General features: G+C 60.3%; 16 protein-coding genes. 11 read left to right on the top strand and 5 right to left on the bottom strand.

From position 1 onward, the window contains the following. Positions 1-162: 162 nt before the first annotated feature. The gene (locus tag MOV14_RS01365; RefSeq protein ID WP_318537438.1) at positions 163-954 is read right to left on the bottom strand and encodes a sulfite exporter TauE/SafE family protein; all 792 of its coding nucleotides are present in this window, start codon (positions 952-954) and stop codon (positions 163-165) included. Positions 955-1,009: 55 nt separating this feature from the next. Between MOV14_RS01365 and MOV14_RS01360 the strand changes: the two genes are divergently transcribed. From MOV14_RS01360 to MOV14_RS01330, 7 genes are read left to right on the top strand one after another with little or no spacing between them, the layout of a single operon-like run. Beyond that, positions 1,010-2,167 carry a DUF763 domain-containing protein gene (locus MOV14_RS01360; protein ID WP_318537437.1) on the top strand — a complete coding sequence of 386 codons (1,158 nt, stop codon included), beginning with the start codon at positions 1,010-1,012 and terminating at the stop codon, positions 2,165-2,167. A gap of 45 nt (positions 2,168-2,212) precedes the next feature. After that, the gene (locus MOV14_RS01355; RefSeq protein ID WP_318537436.1) at positions 2,213-3,403 is read left to right on the top strand and encodes an MFS transporter; all 1,191 of its coding nucleotides are present in this window, start codon (positions 2,213-2,215) and stop codon (positions 3,401-3,403) included. A 33-nt stretch (positions 3,404-3,436) separates the two neighbouring features. Beyond that, positions 3,437-4,204, top strand: a complete 768-nt coding sequence (locus MOV14_RS01350; protein ID WP_318537435.1) for a class I SAM-dependent DNA methyltransferase — start codon at positions 3,437-3,439, stop codon at positions 4,202-4,204. A 55-nt stretch (positions 4,205-4,259) separates the two neighbouring features. Then, entirely contained in the window at positions 4,260-6,122 is a 1,863-nt protein-coding gene (locus MOV14_RS01345; RefSeq protein WP_318537434.1) for a phosphocholine cytidylyltransferase family protein, read from the top strand. Continuing rightward, complete coding sequence (locus MOV14_RS01340) at positions 6,119-7,243, top strand: CDP-alcohol phosphatidyltransferase family protein (protein WP_318537433.1); 1,125 nt, start codon at positions 6,119-6,121, stop codon at positions 7,241-7,243. Before MOV14_RS01345 ends, MOV14_RS01340 begins: the two co-directional genes overlap by 4 nt. Before the next feature lie 51 nt (positions 7,244-7,294). Then, positions 7,295-8,113 carry a PIG-L deacetylase family protein gene (locus MOV14_RS01335; protein ID WP_318537432.1) on the top strand — a complete coding sequence of 273 codons (819 nt, stop codon included), beginning with the start codon at positions 7,295-7,297 and terminating at the stop codon, positions 8,111-8,113. A 30-nt stretch (positions 8,114-8,143) separates the two neighbouring features. After that, positions 8,144-9,514: an APC family permease gene (locus tag MOV14_RS01330; RefSeq protein WP_318537431.1), complete on the top strand. Its 1,371-nt coding sequence runs from the start codon at positions 8,144-8,146 to the stop codon at positions 9,512-9,514. On the opposite strand, the gene MOV14_RS01325 is transcribed toward MOV14_RS01330, so the two are convergent. From MOV14_RS01325 to MOV14_RS01315, 3 genes are all read right to left on the bottom strand, one after another. Beyond that, positions 9,495-10,214, bottom strand: a complete 720-nt coding sequence (locus MOV14_RS01325; RefSeq protein WP_318537430.1) for a mechanosensitive ion channel domain-containing protein — start codon at positions 10,212-10,214, stop codon at positions 9,495-9,497. The two genes, MOV14_RS01330 and MOV14_RS01325, sit on opposite strands and share 20 nt — an antisense overlap. Before the next feature lie 14 nt (positions 10,215-10,228). Then, positions 10,229-10,867 carry a potassium channel family protein gene (locus MOV14_RS01320; protein WP_318538111.1) on the bottom strand — a complete coding sequence of 213 codons (639 nt, stop codon included), beginning with the start codon at positions 10,865-10,867 and terminating at the stop codon, positions 10,229-10,231. 98 nt (positions 10,868-10,965) lie between these two features. Then, positions 10,966-11,172: a DUF2283 domain-containing protein gene (locus MOV14_RS01315; RefSeq protein WP_318537429.1), complete on the bottom strand. Its 207-nt coding sequence runs from the start codon at positions 11,170-11,172 to the stop codon at positions 10,966-10,968. A gap of 134 nt (positions 11,173-11,306) precedes the next feature. On the opposite strand from MOV14_RS01315, the gene MOV14_RS01310 reads away from it, so the two are divergent. The 4 genes from MOV14_RS01310 to MOV14_RS01295 are packed head-to-tail and all read left to right on the top strand — an operon-like array spanning position 11,307 to position 15,776. Continuing rightward, on the top strand, positions 11,307-12,518 hold the full coding sequence (locus MOV14_RS01310) for a saccharopine dehydrogenase family protein (protein WP_318537428.1): 1,212 nt from the start codon (positions 11,307-11,309) through the stop codon (positions 12,516-12,518). Between the two features lie 47 nt (positions 12,519-12,565). Next, positions 12,566-13,282, top strand: coding sequence for a Fe-S cluster assembly ATPase SufC (gene sufC, locus MOV14_RS01305; protein WP_318537427.1), 717 nt, complete (start codon positions 12,566-12,568; stop codon positions 13,280-13,282). After that, complete coding sequence (gene sufB, locus MOV14_RS01300; protein ID WP_318537426.1) at positions 13,279-14,691, top strand: Fe-S cluster assembly protein SufB; 1,413 nt, start codon at positions 13,279-13,281, stop codon at positions 14,689-14,691. Before sufC ends, sufB begins: the two co-directional genes overlap by 4 nt. Further along, on the top strand, positions 14,688-15,776 hold the full coding sequence (locus MOV14_RS01295) for a SufD family Fe-S cluster assembly protein (protein WP_318537425.1): 1,089 nt from the start codon (positions 14,688-14,690) through the stop codon (positions 15,774-15,776). Before sufB ends, MOV14_RS01295 begins: the two co-directional genes overlap by 4 nt. 256 nt (positions 15,777-16,032) lie before the next feature. Here the strand turns inward: MOV14_RS01295 and MOV14_RS01290 are convergent, their stop codons facing one another. Further along, positions 16,033-16,479 carry a type II toxin-antitoxin system VapC family toxin gene (locus MOV14_RS01290; RefSeq protein ID WP_318538110.1) on the bottom strand — a complete coding sequence of 149 codons (447 nt, stop codon included), beginning with the start codon at positions 16,477-16,479 and terminating at the stop codon, positions 16,033-16,035.

Here is a 16,479-nt window from a genome sequence, read left to right as displayed (position 1 = left end):
TTTTTGGAGCAGTATGCGGTGCGGCGGCACAGTGTAGCGTCTGCTACCCTCGCTTGAATACCCTTGGCTCCAAGCCGGAGGCTAGTGCCTGAGGACCCAGCGGTGGGAAGGGTCCTCTTCCACCGTGGACAAGGTGCGAGGAGTATTAGTATCGGCTCAGCCTTACGACAGCCCACCTCTTAGAAGTACCATCAGCGCGCCGATGGCCAAGAATACAAGTCCCATAACCATGGAGAGTGCTCGCTCCGGCAACCTGTTAGCTACCCTGGAAGCGGCTGCCCCAGCTAGTATGCTGCCTACAGAAGTGGCTGCGCTGTAGAGAACGTCGAGGAAGCCGTGGACCAGGTACCCGACGGTGCCCGAGAAAGCGGTCAAGGCCATGATGAGCGTAGAGGTCCCGACAGCCTTGTGAAGCGGCTCTCCCAGGACGACGACGAGAAGTAACAGGAACATCAAGCCTCCACCCGCGCCGAAGACCCCGGTGATCACTCCAACCCCGAACCCTAAGATCACCGTCGCGAGAACCCTCTGGGTAGGCGGGAGGCGCGAGGTTATCCCCGAAAAGTCCTTAGACAGAAGCCCCTTGCCCCTGCTACGCCGCATCATCATAATTCCCAGCGCTATCGTGAAAACGCCGAAGGCCCTCGAGATGCGGGACTCGGGAGTCGCTGAAGCTATAAAGGCACCGATCTGGGCGCCGGCAATCGAGCTTAAGCCTATCATCACCCCGTCCTTGACCTCAACCCGCCCGTTCCTGAAGTAAGTGTACGCGACCGTGAGAGATGCCAGCGTGTCGACGAACAGGCTAGCGGCTATGGCGCTGTGCACGGTCAAGCCGCACAGCAAGCTGAGCAAGGGTACCACGACTACAACCCCGCTAGCACCGGTGAAGCCCGTCACAGTGCCTGCTAGTAGGCCAACAGTGAACGCTACCAGGATCGTGGTCCACGACACGCCTCGGAGAACCGCGCTTAGGTTTAAATCCTTGATTTCCTAACATTTGTTAGAGATGCGGGTAGGCGTAGCGGAGCTACCGCTCCACACGGGCTCTGTCCCAGCCTGGCTGCTCAGAAGGATGACCAGGCTTGCCGCTGTAGTCACCGAGCTCATCGTCGACGAGTACGGCCCGCGCGGGCTACTCGAGAGGCTTGCAGACCCGGTGTACTTCCAGGCCCTGAGCAACCTCATCGGCATGGACTGGGACTCCTCGGGGTCCACGACCGTGACCACGGGCATCCTGAAGGCTGTCCTCAACGCGTCGGATCTGGGCGTGAGGGTCGCTGGCGGGAAGGGCAGAAAAAGCCTCGAGACACCAGCGGAGCTCGAGAGGCATGCCGGCGAGCTGGGACTCGACCCCGCCGCTTACACCAGGACATCGTACCTCGTCGCGAAGGTGGACAGCGCCGCCGTGCAGGCGGGCTACCAGCTCTACCACCACGCCTTCTTCGTCTCGGAGGACGGTGCCTGGGCGGTCGTCCAGCAGGGCATGAACCCGGGCGCCAGGCTCGCCAGGAGGTGGCACTGGTTCTCCGGCAGGGTGACGGACCCCGTGAACGAGCCCCACTCCGGGATCATGGGGGTGCGGGAGCCCTTCGCGCTCAACACTGTGGCGTCGGAGGCTTCGGGCTTCAGGAGGCTGGCCGTAGACCTTGCGCAGGAGGGTGCCGCGAGGATCGAGGGATACCTGAGGCAGGCCCAGGCGATAGCCTCGGGCTACAGGCCGCTGGTCCTTTACAAGCCCTACGAGGGGGTCGACGTTAGGGGGGTCCTGGAAAGGTACGCTAAGCTCGGGGTGCCCAAGCCTGAGAGGAGGGGGCTTGAGGCGGCCCGTGAGGCGGGTGTGAGCAGCTACGCGGAGCTCCTGTCGATCCGCGGGGTGGGGCCTTCGACCGTTAGAGCTCTCGCCCTCATCGCGGAGCTCGTCTACGAGACTCCGCCCTCTTGGCGGGACCCCGTCACGCACCCCGTTGACCCCTTCAAGTTCGCCTACGCCGTCGGCGGGAAGGACGGCGTCCCCTTCCCCGTCGACAGGAGGACCTACGACGAGATTCTGTCGATACTCAGCAGGCTGCTCGAGCGGAAGGTCTACTCGAGGTGGTTGCTGAGGCGGCTGGCCCAGCTGACGAAGGAGTGGGAGCCACCTGAAGGGGAGAAGCGGCCGACATGAAAAAGTATTTCTATTGACCGATCCCTATCAGCCTGGCGGTTCAGTTTGGCGGACAGCGACAGGGCTAAGGCTTACAAGCTCATTCTCTCCTTCGGCCTGGTAAGCCTCCTGGGTGACATCGTCTACGAGGGCTCGAGGGGCACTATACCGGAGTACATGAAGTACCTGGGGGCGTCTGCGGCTGTTGTAGGCACAGTCATGGGGCTGGGAGAGCTCACATCCTACTTCTCGAGGCTCCTAGGCGGTGTCCTCGCGGACAAGACGAAGAGCTACTGGGCCCTCGTCTTCCTAGGCTACGGCCTCATAATCGCAATACCCCTGATACCCCTAAGCGAGGCGCTCGGCCTCGGCTGGGCTCTCGCGGCAGCCCTGGTCATTCTTGAGAGGCTCGGCAAGGGAATTAGGACCCCCTCTCGCGACACGATAATATCCTTCGCCTCCAAGAGCATCGGGAGCGGCAAGGCATTCGGCCTGCACGAGCTCCTCGACCAGGTGGGGGCAACGAGCGGTCCGTTGCTTTTCGCCGCCGTGCTGGCGGTGACGTCGAGCTACAGGCTCGCGTTCTTCTACTCGATAATCCCCTACGCCCTCCTGATGCTGACCCTAGCCTACGTCAGGTCGACCACCGCGCTCCCGGTCGAAATGAGGGAGGAGAGGAAGAGCGGGGAGGGCCGGGCTCTGGGCAAGGAGGCTGCGGCCTACATCGCGGCCGTCTTCGTAAACGCGATGGGGCTGTTCCCCGCCTCCCTCATCCTCTACCTGGCCGCAGAAACACCGGAGGTCGCGCAGATGGGCTCTTGGCTGCCCCCCGTCCTCTATGCTGCGATACAGTTCGTGGACGCCATCTTCGCGCTTGTTTTCGGGCTCCTGTACGACAGGTACAGGCTCTGGGTGCTCCTCTTCCCCTTCACGCTCTCGATAGCAGTGCCGTTCCTGGCGCTGCAGCGCGGCTTCCTGCCGATAGCTCTCTCAGCGCTGGTGTTCGGGCTGGTCCTCGGCTCCCAGGAGTCGGTCTACAGGGCGGCGGTGGGGGACCTCACGGAGCCCTCCGTGAGAGCTACGGCCTACGGCTTCTTCAGCACCGCGGTCGGCCTGGGATCGCTGCTATCCGGCGCGGTTTACGGCCTGATGATCGACCTGAACCTCCCACTTTGGGTGAGCGGCATCTACGTCCTAGCGACCCAGATCACGTGCATCGCTCTACTGCTCCGCGTGATACGCAGGCGAAGGGCGTAAAGATTTTTTTAATAACCTTTCTCTTAACACCGCGTGGGTGAGACTGACTACTACGCACTGTACTACGACCTGCTTTACTCGCACAGAGATGTGAAGGCTGAGACAGACTTTCTGGAGAAGATGTTCCGCGAGCACTCGTCGATACCGGTGAGGAGCGTGCTCGACGTGGGCTGCGGCACGGGCATCCACAGCGTTGAGCTGGCGAGGAGAGGGTACAGCGTTGTAGGCGTGGACGTCTCCCGGGAGATGGTGGAGAAGGCCCGCGAGAAGAGCAGGGGCTTGCAGAACGCCTCGTTCGTGCAAGCGGACATAAGGTCCTTCAGCGCCGGCAGACGCTTCGACTCGGCGATAGCCATGTACGGCGTCATGAGCTACTTCGTCGACGATGACGACCTGATGAGCGTGCTCAAGGCGATCAGGGCTCACCTGAACACGGGCGGCCTCTTCGTCTTCGACACTTGGAACCTGGTCGGCGTGCAGGAGAAGAGGCTTTACTACGAGACGCCCTCAGCGAGCTTCCGCAGGTCTGGGTCGATGCTCGCTATAAAGGAGGAAACCTGGAGGCTCGACCTCCACAACCAAGTAGCGCTCCTGGAGATCACGTGGTCGGTGATAGACCTGCCCCAGAGCAAGATCGACGTCTTCACGCACAGGATAAACATAAGGCTCTTCTCGCCGCGCGAGATAAAGCACTACCTGCGGGAGGCGGGCTTCGAGGTGAGGGCGATGTTCGAGGACTACGCTTGCAAACCCTTCACGGAGCTCAGCCCTGAAGCAGTGGTCGTCGCGCGCGCCCTCTAGGGGTTAAACTTATTACTCGTTTAAACGGGTTTGCTTGTGCGCAGGTGCAGCAGTAGTGTTCTCCGGCCAGGTGGCCACAGCAGTCATAGTAGCTGCGGGAGTAGCGAGCAGGCTCCGCCCTTACAGCCTCGAGATGCCCAAAGGCCTGATGGAGCTGAGGGAGGGTCTCAGCATAGTGGAGTGGAACATCTCAAAGCTCAGGAAAGCGGGCCTGAAGAACATCCTCGTCGTGACCCGCTCCGAGTTTGCCGAGACTTTCAAGGGGAAGCTCAGGGGTCAAGCCGTTGTCCTAGTGGTCGGAGAAGCCCCTGAGTTCGGCAACCTGTACACAGTCTACACTGCTTTAAGGCACGTGGAACCTCCGTTTCTAGTCGTGATGTCAGACCACATTTTCGAGGATGCTATTCTGGCCAAGCTCCTGAGCAGGAAGAGCGGTAAAGCCTTCACGGTGTGCCTCGACAGGAAGCCTCCTAGGCCTGATCTCCACGAGGGCCTCCAGCTAGTGATCAAGGACGGCGAGGTGAAAAGAGTTGGAAAAGGCGCGGGTTACATGTACGGAATTGACACAGGCCTGATACTGTTCCGGGAGAAGGCGAGGCGCTACGTCGAGGAGGCGATAAATGCTAAGGGGCCAACTGCATCCATAGGCGACGCTCTCGACTTGGCGGCTAGGGATGGCGAGCTAGACTACGTAGACGTGACTGGGCTGTACTGGAAGGACATCGACACGCCAGAGGACCTAGCGGAGGCGCGTGCAAGGCTGACCCAGCTCTTAAGGCGCGACGCGTTGAGGACGAACGATATCCTCTCCAGGCTCCTCACCCGTCCAATAACTTCGCTGATTGCCTCGCGGCTCTCAGGCTTCAACCCTTCTCTAACCGCTCTTGCCCTGGGTTCTCTCTCGGTCCCCCTCTACTGGGCTACGTTACTCCTTGCTGGGAGCAGCTGGCAAGCTCTCCTCCCAGCCCTGCTACTCGCTTACGCCGCCCTAGCTCTCGTGGATGCAGGAGAGGCTTTGCACGCGCTAACAGGCTCGTCGAATGCGAGAGTCGCCGTGTGGTTCTCCAGCACTCTCGTGGATGCCCTGCTCGTTTCAAGCCTCATTAGAACCGACCCTCTGTGGACGTCTCTGCTCATCTCGTCGCTTTCACTGTGCAACGCCATGAGGGAGGGCAGCGGACTCCTCGTAACTATCTCCAGCAGGAGTCTCCGCTGGCTCGTCACGCCAATCTTCTTCCTCGGCACCGGGAGCCCTGCCCCCGTGTTTCTCGAGTACCTATACTTGGCACAGGGGTTGGTGGCGCTTGCAGGCCTACTCCACGCCATCTTTAGGGAACGTGTTGCCGCGCCGAGGAGGAGGGAGAGGGAGAGGCCCAGGCCAAAAGTGGAGATCCCGCACGTCGTCGTCAGGAGGCACTTGGAGAGCATCGTGAATAGTGGCATTGCGCTGGTTTTCATCTTCATCATCATCGACACGGCTAAGGGCAGCGTTGGAGGCTTTCCGCTGGCCGAGATTTACGCGCGCTCCATCACAGTAGCGGATCTCCTCTCGCTCGCGGAGCTTATGGCTCTGCTCTACTACGGTTACCGAATTCTAGCCTCAGTGAAGTTCTTCGTCGACCTCGCAGTGGACAGGGTTGCTAGGGCGATGAAGATAACCCAGAGCATGGCTATGCACATGCTCGTCGACGTATTCTACGTGGTCATCGGATGGGTTCTAGCCGCTTTAGTTGCCCCCCTGGTTAAAAGCCTCCCACTCTACGGCTCAATGCTCTCGGCCGTGGTCTCTCTGATCGGGGTAAGTGTCCTCGCGTTCTTCCTTTACGATCTCGCACGGCAGCTGCAGAGGGTTTTCAGCGACATCTACACCTCCTTTTCTGAGAAGATCGTCAGACACCTGGGGGGTGAGGAGCAGTGAAGGCTTTGCTAACGACCTGCGATCTCCCAGACCCATGTCTACCGGTGAAAGTCGAGGTGTTCAGCACACCCCTCATAGTGAGGATTGCGAGGGAGTACGCCAGGGCAGGGTTGACGCTATGCGTTGTAGGAGCCTGTGCTGAGGACGCCGTTAGAGTTCTCGTAGCCTACGGATTGCCCGCGCAGGCAGGCACTCCTGACGTCGATGCGGGGGAAGAGGTTCTTGTTGCGCGCGCAGATACCCTATTCAGCGTGGAGTCTTTGAGGGCCATCGCTGAGAGCAGGGGGGAGACGGCCTTCCAGCTAGGGTCCGAGCTCGTCGCTTTAAAGCTTACGGGCAAGCTGATCAAGGAGTTGTGGGGGCAACTAGCCTGTACACCCCTTTCAGCGCTTTACGAGAGGATCATCGCTCTGCGCGGTTTACCTATTGTGGATTTGAGCGCGGACAGCGTTGCGATCTTCAAAAGCGGGCCTTCGTTGGAGAAGTGGCTCCTGAGGAGGGCTCAGAAGGGAGTGCACTTCACGTCTAAGCTCAACGCACCCCTTGAGAATGCACTGGTGAGGCTTGTCGGACGCTTCAATTGGGTGACCCCTAACAGGATCACGCTGCTGGTGAACGCTCTCGCCGCCGTGCCGCTGGTGCTCTTCCTGCAGGGTAGCTTCGTAGCCGGTAGCCTCACAGCCTACCTTGTGGGGATCCTCGACGGAGTCGACGGGAAACTAGCTAGGGTTAGGGGGGTTGCGTCGAAGCTGGGGCTTCTAGAGCACACTGCTGACACCCTCTACGAGCTGGCATGGTATGCGGCTTACGCCCTCGGGTGCTACAGCAGGGCAATGGACACGCTGGCCCTGATCCTCGGCTTCGCGATGCTCATCGCAAACAGCTACATCAAGCACCTGTACCTGCAGTTTCACATAGCTTCAGGCGCGACCCTGAAGGAGGCCGGTAGCCTGGGCAGGGCCTTCGCGAAGGTAGACGGGAGGAGGAACACTTACATCCTCTACTTCCTCCTCTCATCCGCGCTGGGAGTGCCTGTTTACGGGCTTGCGCTGTCACTGACCCACGCGGCTATCACCGCGCTTGTCTACACAGCCTTATCCGTGGAGCACTTGAGGGGCTAGGAAGGAGGGCTGCCGCGAAAAACTTTTAGCGCGTGGAGCGCGGAGTAGCGTGTGGGGTTTCCCGCTGAAAACACTCAAAGAGTGAGGCAGCTCGTCTCCAGGCTCGGCCTCACGCGGGCCCTCAGGGAGCTCGCGCTCGAAGCTTTCCCGGAGATAGGCGCGCCCTTCGAGGGTGCAAGGAAGGTGCTCTGCGTCCAGCCGCACCCCGATGACTGCGAGTTCGGCGCCGGGGGAACACTGGCGGACCTGGCCGACAAGGGCGTCGAGGTAGTCTACCTTACGATGACCGACGGCTCGATGGGCGCCTCAGACCCCTCGCTAGATCCCCGTAAGCTCGCTGAGACCAGGCGCCGCGAGCAGGAGGAGGCCGCTAAAGTCATCGGGGTCACGAGGATTCACTGGCTCGACTACCCTGACACCCAGCTTCCCTACACGCCTGAAGCTCGAAGCCGCGTGATCAGAGCGATCCGCGAGGAGAAGCCCGACGTGGTGCTGGCTCCCGATCCCTGGCTGATGTACGAGGCCCACCCCGACCACAGAATTACCGGCTGGCTGGTCTCAGAGGCTGTTATGTTGTCCCCCCTCCCCCTCGTCCTTCGCGACCTCCCACCTCACCTCGTCGCCGCCGTCGTTTACTACTACACTGCTAGGCCGAACTACTTCCACGACGTCTCGGGAACATTCACGCGTAAGATCGAGGCTCTCTCGAAGCACAGGAGCCAGTTCGAGGCCACGTGGCCTGTGACCGTCCAGCAGCTTGAAACGCTAGCGGCCGCCTTCGGAGCAGCCATAGGCTCCGAGATGGCGGAGGCTTTCCGCGTGATTCCTCACATGCTCCTCCACGCCGTCCCCCTCTCCGAGATCGTCTAAAGTTTTTAGCTTAAAGATACTGTCACTTTTGTGCCTGGTTCGGAGGGAGAGCAGAGGCTTAAAAGGAGGATTGGTCTTCTCGGCGTCTTCAGCTTCGGCTACGCCGACGTGGGAGCCGGCATCTACATGACCCTAGGCTTGGTGGCGTCCTACGCTGGTCCCGCAACCCCCGTAGCGTTCGCGGTGGCTTCGATCTCCTACCTCCTTACCGCCTTAAGCTACGCCGAGCTGAGCTCCGCGATCCCGGAGGCTGGTGGAGGGATGAAGTTCGCTGAAAGGGCCTTCGGGAGGCTGGCTGCTTTTATAAGCGGCTGGAGCCTCCTCCTCGACTACATAGTGACAGGCTCGATCTTCGCCCTCGCGACAACGGGGTACTTGGGGCACCTCTTCCCGGTCCTCCACCGCGACCCCTACTTCGGCATGACAGCTTCTATCCTCGTAGCCGTCCTCGTGGCGCTGAACATTCTGGGAATCAGGGAGTCGGCGAGGTTCAGCTCTGCGCTAGTCCTTGCCGACATATCAGGCCTGCTGGTGATAATGAGCCTCGGCTACCTCACCAGCTTCAAGCCCTTCTTCGACCAGGTGAAGATCGGGGTAAACCCAACACTGCACGACTTTATCTATGCCTCGACGCTCGCGATGGCCTCCTACTTAGGGATAGAGGTGATATCCCAGACAGCCGAGGAGACGAGAAGGGCAGGCAGAACCATACCCCTGGCCGTAAAGTTCGTTAGCGCTGTAGTCATAGGCTTCGCGATCGCTTTCTCAACCCTGGCGATCGGCGTTGTAGGGTGGGAGAGGCTCGCGGCGTCTTACAAGGATCCAGCGGTTGTGGTCGCGGAGCACCTCCCCTACGGCGAGGCGCTGAGCCTATGGGTCTCGTTCATCGGGATGACCGTGTGCTACGTGGCCACGAACACGGGAATCGTGGGGGTTTCAAGGATGGCCTACGCTATGGGGAAGGAGGGAATGCTGCCGGAGTGGCTGAGCGAGCTTCACCCGAGGTTCCTCACGCCCTACCGTGCTGTGCTCATATTTGCCGTTGTGCAGCTCGCTCTTGCAGTGGTCGGCCACCTCGGGCTCGCCGCAGACCTCTACAACTTCGGCGCACTGATATCCTACACCATCGTCAACCTGTCGGTGATTGCGCTCAGGCTCAAGGATCCGTACAGGTACAGGCCCTTCAAGGTTCCGGGCAACATTCCCGTCAGGGTGAAGGGCAGGAGGGTGGAGTTCCCAGTATCGGCGCTTCTGGGAGCGTTATCGACGGCGGTGATGTGGTTAATGGTCGTGTGGTCCCACGAGGAGGGGAGAAACGTGGGCTTCGCGTGGCTCGCGGCGGGGCTGATATTTTACTACCTTTACCAGAGGAGGCGCAGAGCTAGCCCGGCTCCGAGATAACCTTTGCAACAGAGAGTAGGATCTTCGACCTCACCTCCGGAACCCTGTTAGGGTTTCCAATGCGGGTTCTGACCGTTAGCCGCGCCTTGCCGCCAGAGATCCCTGAAAGCCAGACCTCGGGCTCTCCCTCCATCACCTCCTCCTCGAGCTCTTTCTTGAGCGATCTCTCGAGGCGGGTGATCAGCTTGCCGATGTCACCGGTCACGGGCACCTCGAAGGACGTCACCACGTCTACCCCCTCACTCCTCGTTATGTTCACAACCTGCTTCTTCAGCAGTGCAGTGTTCGGTATGTAAACCCTCTCGTGGTAAACCGTCAGGATTACCGTGTAGAGGTCGTCGATGTCCACGACCCTCCCAACGTTCCCGTCCACCTCGATCCAGTCCCCGACTTTAAAGGGCCTGTATATCTCGAGCATGTGTCGGGCGACAACGTTGGGCAAAACGTCCTTGAGGCCGAGGAGGAGCATCGCCGCTAGGGCCCCGAAGAAGATCAAGAGAACCTCGAGCCTCAGGTTCAGGTGCTCCAGCGAGAAGAGGAAGCCGGTAAGGTATATACCCCAGCTCCCAAACCTGGCTAGAGCATCCCCCAGAACCTTGTTCACCCTACCGAGCGTTCTCCTCACAGCCCATGAGAACAGCTTTCCGGCGATAACGGTGCCTACGAGCGAGGCCAGGAACAAGATCAGACTCTCAGGCAAAGCGTCCACCTGCATCACCCGCTGAACGCGTAGTCCAGAAACTCCTCCAGCTCCTCTTTCCTGCCGAAAACTATCAACTTGTCGTCGGCTTTGACCACGTATTCGCTCGATGGGATCACTGGTCTTCCGTCCTGGACTACGAGGAGCAGGCGAACGCCCCTGCTCTCAATCTCCCGCGCGTCCTGCCCGATTACTGGAGAGTCCGGCGGGACGTCGACCTCGAGGATGGCTTCACCATCGAAGCTCGAGAGGTACCTGTAACCTTTAGCGGTCACAACCCTGGCAAAGTACTCGGCGAAGTCGTCCATGCATACCACCTTATCGGCCCCAGCCTCTATCGCTTTCCGCATGTTCTCAGCCTCGTCTACGCGAACCACCACCAGGGGGACTCCAAACCTCTTCTTAGCCAGCTCTGCAACTCGGATGTTGACGTTGTCGCGGCCAGTCACGGCTAACAGCACGTCTGCTTTATCGACTTCAGCGTCCTCTAATACCTCCACTCGCGTCGCGTCACCGCAGAATACAGTCGCGTCGATCTCCTTCGCTATCTTGTCGCACAGGGGCTTCCTTTTCTCGACCACGACCACCCTGTCACCCCTACGGGCGAAGTACTTAGCGAGGAAGAACCCGATGTAGCCTCCACCGACTACCACGATCCTCAAGCACAATCCCGGCTTACTGTGAAAAGGACCTTACTCTAATCTCTTTCGCAGGGGGGAGAAAACGACGCCTATAAAGTCTAGCTTCCTGGTTAGACTGTAGGCGCTTCAAGGTAGCTCTTCAGAAGAGTTGATATGATTTTCTTGGGGTCTCTGAACTCTATTTCCAGCACGTTCCCGTGTTCATCTACGCGAATGAGGATGTCTTCTCCCGCTTTCAGAGTTTTAACCGGCTCCTTTCCCTCGAGGGTTACTACTTTAAGAGAGTTTGTTGAAACGTCGTATAAGCTTCGATACATATGCTGGTTGTTATTGTTCAATATTAAAGCTTTTCCTTGAATTTGTCACAGTATGTCAATGCTATAGAACCTCACTAAACAATGAGGGAGGGGAAACATTGTTAAAGGCAATCGTGAAAGTCTCTTAGAGGGCTATGAGGCTTGCTGTGCTTGGATGCGGTGCGGTCGGCTCGGTGGTGGCTAGGCTGGCTGTGAAGACTAAGGTGGCTGAGAGCGTAGTCTGCCTCGACAGGGACGTCGAGAAGGCTAGGAGCTTCCTGAGCCTCGACGAGGGAGGTGGCGTGCCCGTTGAGGAGGCGGACGCCGTCAGGGTTGACGAGCTTGCGGCTAAGCTTAAGGGCTTCGACTTCGTCGTGAACTCCCTCCCAACCTTCGTCAGGGTGGGGGAGAGAGAAGTTCTCCTGAACCCCCTGGTTATGGAGGCCGCGCTGAGGGCTGGGGTCGGCTACGTGGACCTGGCGTGCTACGGGGGGAAGAGGAGGAGGGCTGAGCAGCTCTCCTTGTCGAAAAGGTTCTTGGCCGAGGGCGTGACGGCTGTGATAAACGCGGGGGCCTCGCCGGGGCTCTCGAACATTCTGGCTAGGGAGGCCTACGAGGACTTCGACAGGGCGCACTCGGTCAAGGTGATGTCTCTCGAGGACCAGCGGGGCTCGTCCTTCATAATCTCGTGGTCCAAGGAGGAGATGCTGAACGTGGCCACGCCCGTCCTGGTGTACAGGAACGGGAGGTACTTCATGTCCGAGCCGTTCGCGGAGTCAGCGCTCTGCGAGTTCCCAGAGCCTATCGGGTCGATTCGCTGCTACTCCGTCTCGAACGACGAGAGCTACACCATCCCGGCTTTCCTTAGGATAAGGGACTTCTCCTACTACGCCGGCGGGAGCGACATCGAGACGCTGAGGGCGCTCTACCGCCTAGGCGTCTTGGAGGACAGGAAGATACTGGTCAGGGGGCGGTTGGTTCCCCTGAGGAGTATCCTTTACCAGGTTCTCAGAGAGCCCAGCGGGCCGCTTGAGGCTATCCGCGCAGTCGAGGAGGGGGACCTGGAGGACGCTTTCTTCGCCCTGAAGGTGGTCGTCGAGGGCGAGGTCGGGGGGGCTAGGGCCGTCTCATCCAGGAGCGTCGTCTTCCCCAGCCAGAGGAGGGTTAACGAGCTCATGCCCGGCGCTACCTACATCACCTACCCAACGGCGCTCGTCGCCCTAGCAGTCATGAGGGTCCTCAGGGGCAGGAGGCTCGCGGGCGTATATCCACCTGAGGCTCTGCCTGGTGTTGTAAGGAGGGGTGTGCTCGCGGAGCTCGAGAGCCACAAGGTCTTCGTCAACGAGGAGTTCAGGGTGCTTGTCTAGCCGGTAACCTTTATATTCAAACAGGTGTTTATGACGGTGGGATACGCATGGAAGGGCTCGTTGTTGAAAACCTAACGGTTGCCGTTGAGGGGAAGCGGATAGTGCGCGGAGCCAGCTTCACGGCGCCGAAGGGAGTGGTTACAGTGATCATGGGGCCCAACGGCAGCGGGAAGAGCACGCTACTCCTCGCGCTCATGGGCCACCCCAGGTACACGGTTACGGAGGGCCGCGCTCTGCTTGACGGGGAGGATCTGCTGGCTTTGAGGCCGGAGGAGAGGGCCAGGAGGGGTCTCTTCCTCGCCTTCCAGTCGCCCCCAGAGCTGCCGGGGGTTAAGGTGTTCAATTTTCTCGTAGAGGCTGCGGGTAAGCTGGGTGTCAGCGTGAAGGATAAGGTGGAGAGCTCTCTGGAGGAGGTGGGTCTTCCGAGGGAGTACGCGGACCGCAGTGTGCACGTGGGCTTCTCGGGCGGTGAGAGGAAGAGGTTCGAGCTGGCGCAGGCGCTGGTCTTCAACCCCAAGGTCGTGATGCTGGACGAGCCGGACTCGGGCCTCGACATAGACGGTTTGAGGATGCTGGCTGAGAAGGTTAGGCAGCTGGCCTCCAGCGGGAAAGCGGTTCTGCTTGTCAGCCACAACCCCACGACGATCGAGTACGTGAAGCCGGACAAAGTGCTCATCATGGTGTCTGGGAGGATTGTGGCGCAGGGTGGACTCGAGCTTGCGAGGAGGGTGGAAGCTGAGGGCTTCCCGGTGGTCGCGGAGTGAGCAGGCCGGCTGTCCTCGAGGGGCTACCTGAGCTGGACTACACTGTCAGCTCGATAATGCACAAGCCGCGGCTGGAGCTCAGGGGAAGGATCTCGAGGAGCCTGGTGGAGGAGCTCTCGAGGTCGAAGAAGGAGCCGGAGTGGATGCTGAGGCTCAGGCTCAGGAGCCTCGAGCTCTTCGAAAAGCTACCTATGCCCAACTGGCTTGTGGGGGTTGAGGAGCTGGACTTGGAGGAGCTCGCCCACTACGTCCAGCCTGACGTAGAGAGGGCGAGGAGCTGGGAGGAGCTGCCCGAGGAGATCAGACGTGTCTACGAGAGGCTGGGCTTGCCGGAGATCGAGGCGAAGGTCCTCTCGGGCCTCGCCGCCCAGTTCGAGAGCGAGACCGTGTACCTGGCTTTCAAAAAATACCTCGAGCGGTCCGGTGTGGTCCTCATGGACATGAGCGAGGCTCTCGTGAAGTACCCTGACCTCGTAAAGAGGTACTTCATGCGCGTTTTCCCGCCCAGCGACCACAAGTTCGCCGCACTGCACGGGGCCCTGTGGAGCGGGGGAGTGTTCCTCTACGTTCCCCCTCGGGTCAGGATAGAGGCGCCCATCGAGGCTTTCTTCTTCGTAGCCAGCGAGCTCGAGGGCCAGTTCGAGCACACCCTGATAGTCGCCGACGAGGGTAGCTTCGTGCACTTCATCGAGGGCTGCGCGGCTCCCCTCTTCAAGAAGTACAGCTTCCACGACGGCATGGTGGAGATATACGCGCACAGGGGGTCGCACGTTAAGTTCACCACTGTCCAGAACTGGAGCAAGAACCTCATCAACTTCAACAACAAGAGGGCGATCCTCGAGGAGAACGCCACAATCGAGTGGGCTGAGGGGAGCCTAGGTAGCAAGGTCAGCTACGTCTACCCTGCCGCTGTACTCAAGGGCGAGGGGGCTAGGGCGAGCATAGCGAACATCACCCTCGCGAAGGGCCCGACCTGGAAGGACGGCGGAGCCAAGGTCTTCCACCTGGCGCCCAACACGAGCAGCGAGGTCGTGAGCAAGAGCATCAGCGCGCAGGGCGGGGTGGCCGTCTACAGGGGGCTCGTGAGGGTGGCGAGGGGGGCGTCTGGCTCCAAGGCCTCGGTGAAGTGCGACAGCCTGATACTCGATGAGTCGTCGAGGGCCTACACGTACCCCAAGAACGAGGTCGAGGAGGAGAGCGTAACCGTCGTTCACGAGGCGACAACGGGCAGGCTGAGCGAGGACGCACTGTTCTACGCCCAGTCGAGGGGCTTAAGCGAGGGCGAGGCTAGGCGGATGCTGGTCCTGGGCTACGTCGGGGACCTACTGGGGAGGCTGCCCTTCGAGTACCAGGTGGTCTTCCGGCGGGTCCTTGAGCTGGAGTTCGAGGAGCTGGGTGGCTACGGGTGAAGCTCGAGGAAGTACTCAAGGTGCCCTACCAGCCGGTAGCCGACTCCCCAACGGTGCGCTACTACACCGACTGGAAGGCGTTCGACCCGTACATCGAGAACCCCTCCCCGCCCCTAGGGCTGGGCTGGGACGACGACCTGCTGAACGTTCTAGGCGCAGAGCCCACGACCATACTGAAGCCCACCCCCGTCGCGGAGAGACCCGCCTTCCCGAGGGCAAGCTCCCTAAGGATCCTGAGCTTCCACGAGCGCAACCTCAACTCCTTCCACAGGCTCCTCCTCACAGACGCCAGCGTAACCCTCCTCGTGCCGAAGCCGAACGAGGGTGTGCTGTCCGCGCACCTCGAGGTCCAGGCTCGGGGCCGCTCAGACCTCAGGGTCCTACTACTCTCGCCAGAATCCTCTAGGGGGCTGGTGACCCTCACCCTGAACATCAACGTGGCGCCGGGGGCGAACCTCAAGGCGAGCTACGTGGTCTTCGACTCACGGGACTCGCCCTCAGCCATCTTCCAGGACGCATCCCTCGGGGAGAACGCCTCCTTGGAAAACCTCATAGTCGCGGCGCGCTCGCGGATGCTCCACCTAGAAGCGCACGCAGACCTCGCAGGTGCGAACTCCCGGCTAAGCACGAGAGCCCTCCTCGCCTCCAACAAGGGCTCGAAGCTCGCGCTGGTAACGGACGCGGAGGCCCGCGCCCCTGGGGCAGAGCTCGACATCAGGGCCGTCGGCTTCGCCGGGGACGGGTACATTGCCCACAAGGGGTACGCGAGGTCTCGCCGCGGTGCAAGGGGTAGTAGGCTGCGGGTCAGCTCGAGGCTGGTGCCGCTCACGAGCAAAGCGAAGGTGTACGCCTCCCCAGTCCTCGAGATAGAGTCAGACGAGCCCGCGGAGGCCAGCCACTCGGTGGCGCAAGCGCCTCTCGACGAGGACCAGGTCTTCTACCTCAGGTCGAGGGGGTTCAGCTACGACGAGGCTGTCGAGGCACTCGTGAAGGGCGCCTACCACAGCCTCGTCGAGGACAGCCTCGGAAAGCTGGAGCTAAAGAGAATCATTGACTTACTGGTGGAGGAGCTGGGAAACAACTAGTTCAGGCGAAAAGGTTGGTCGGTGCAAACTGACTAGATCAGCTGGCTTGCAAAATCCACGGCTCTCCAACATTAGCCTTTACTTTGAAGTAAGTAGTTGAATTCTCGGCACCCGCAAGCGGTCGGTCAAGGCCGGGAAGCCTCACGCGGTCGGCAGGCAGCCAATTACCTCATTCCCTGAACATCATTGAGTACAGGTTTTTAACAATTGCTGTTAGTAGTCCCAAGGGCTGTTTGATTCTGTTGGTCAAAGCCTCCTACTTGTACTCCTCGAGGAAGACTACCCTGTAGTCCTTCTTCAGCTGCTGGATGCTTTCCCTCATCTCTGCCTCGGGCTTCTTGAAGAGCGCTGTGCAGCCGTGTATCTTGCACGCCGCGATGACGTAGCAGTCCGTCAAGGCGAGCTTGTAGCGTAGCTTGACCTTCCCCGCTTCCAGGGCGAGCTCTAAGCTCGTGCCAATCACCTTCACCTGTGGGAGCCTGTAGAGCCACTCCACCAGTTTCGAAGCGGTGGCCTCCGGCTCTCGGGCGCCTAGCTCCCGGTACATCCTCGCGGCTACGTAGAACGTCTCCGCCAGGATGGGGTGGGGTATCAGCGCCTCCAGCTTCCCCGACATGATAGCTGAAAATACGGCCTCGGCGTGCTCGTGGTACTCGCCCTCCTCGTCGATGTACTCTATTATCACGCTCGTGTCTAAGCCCAC

Origin of the sequence: Infirmifilum sp. NZ (assembly GCF_022693705.1) — an archaeon.
Classification (GTDB): Archaea; Thermoproteota; Thermoprotei; order Thermofilales; family Thermofilaceae; genus Thermofilum.
Note: the sequence above shows the minus strand (reverse complement) of the source record. Positions and strands in the feature narration are given on the sequence as shown.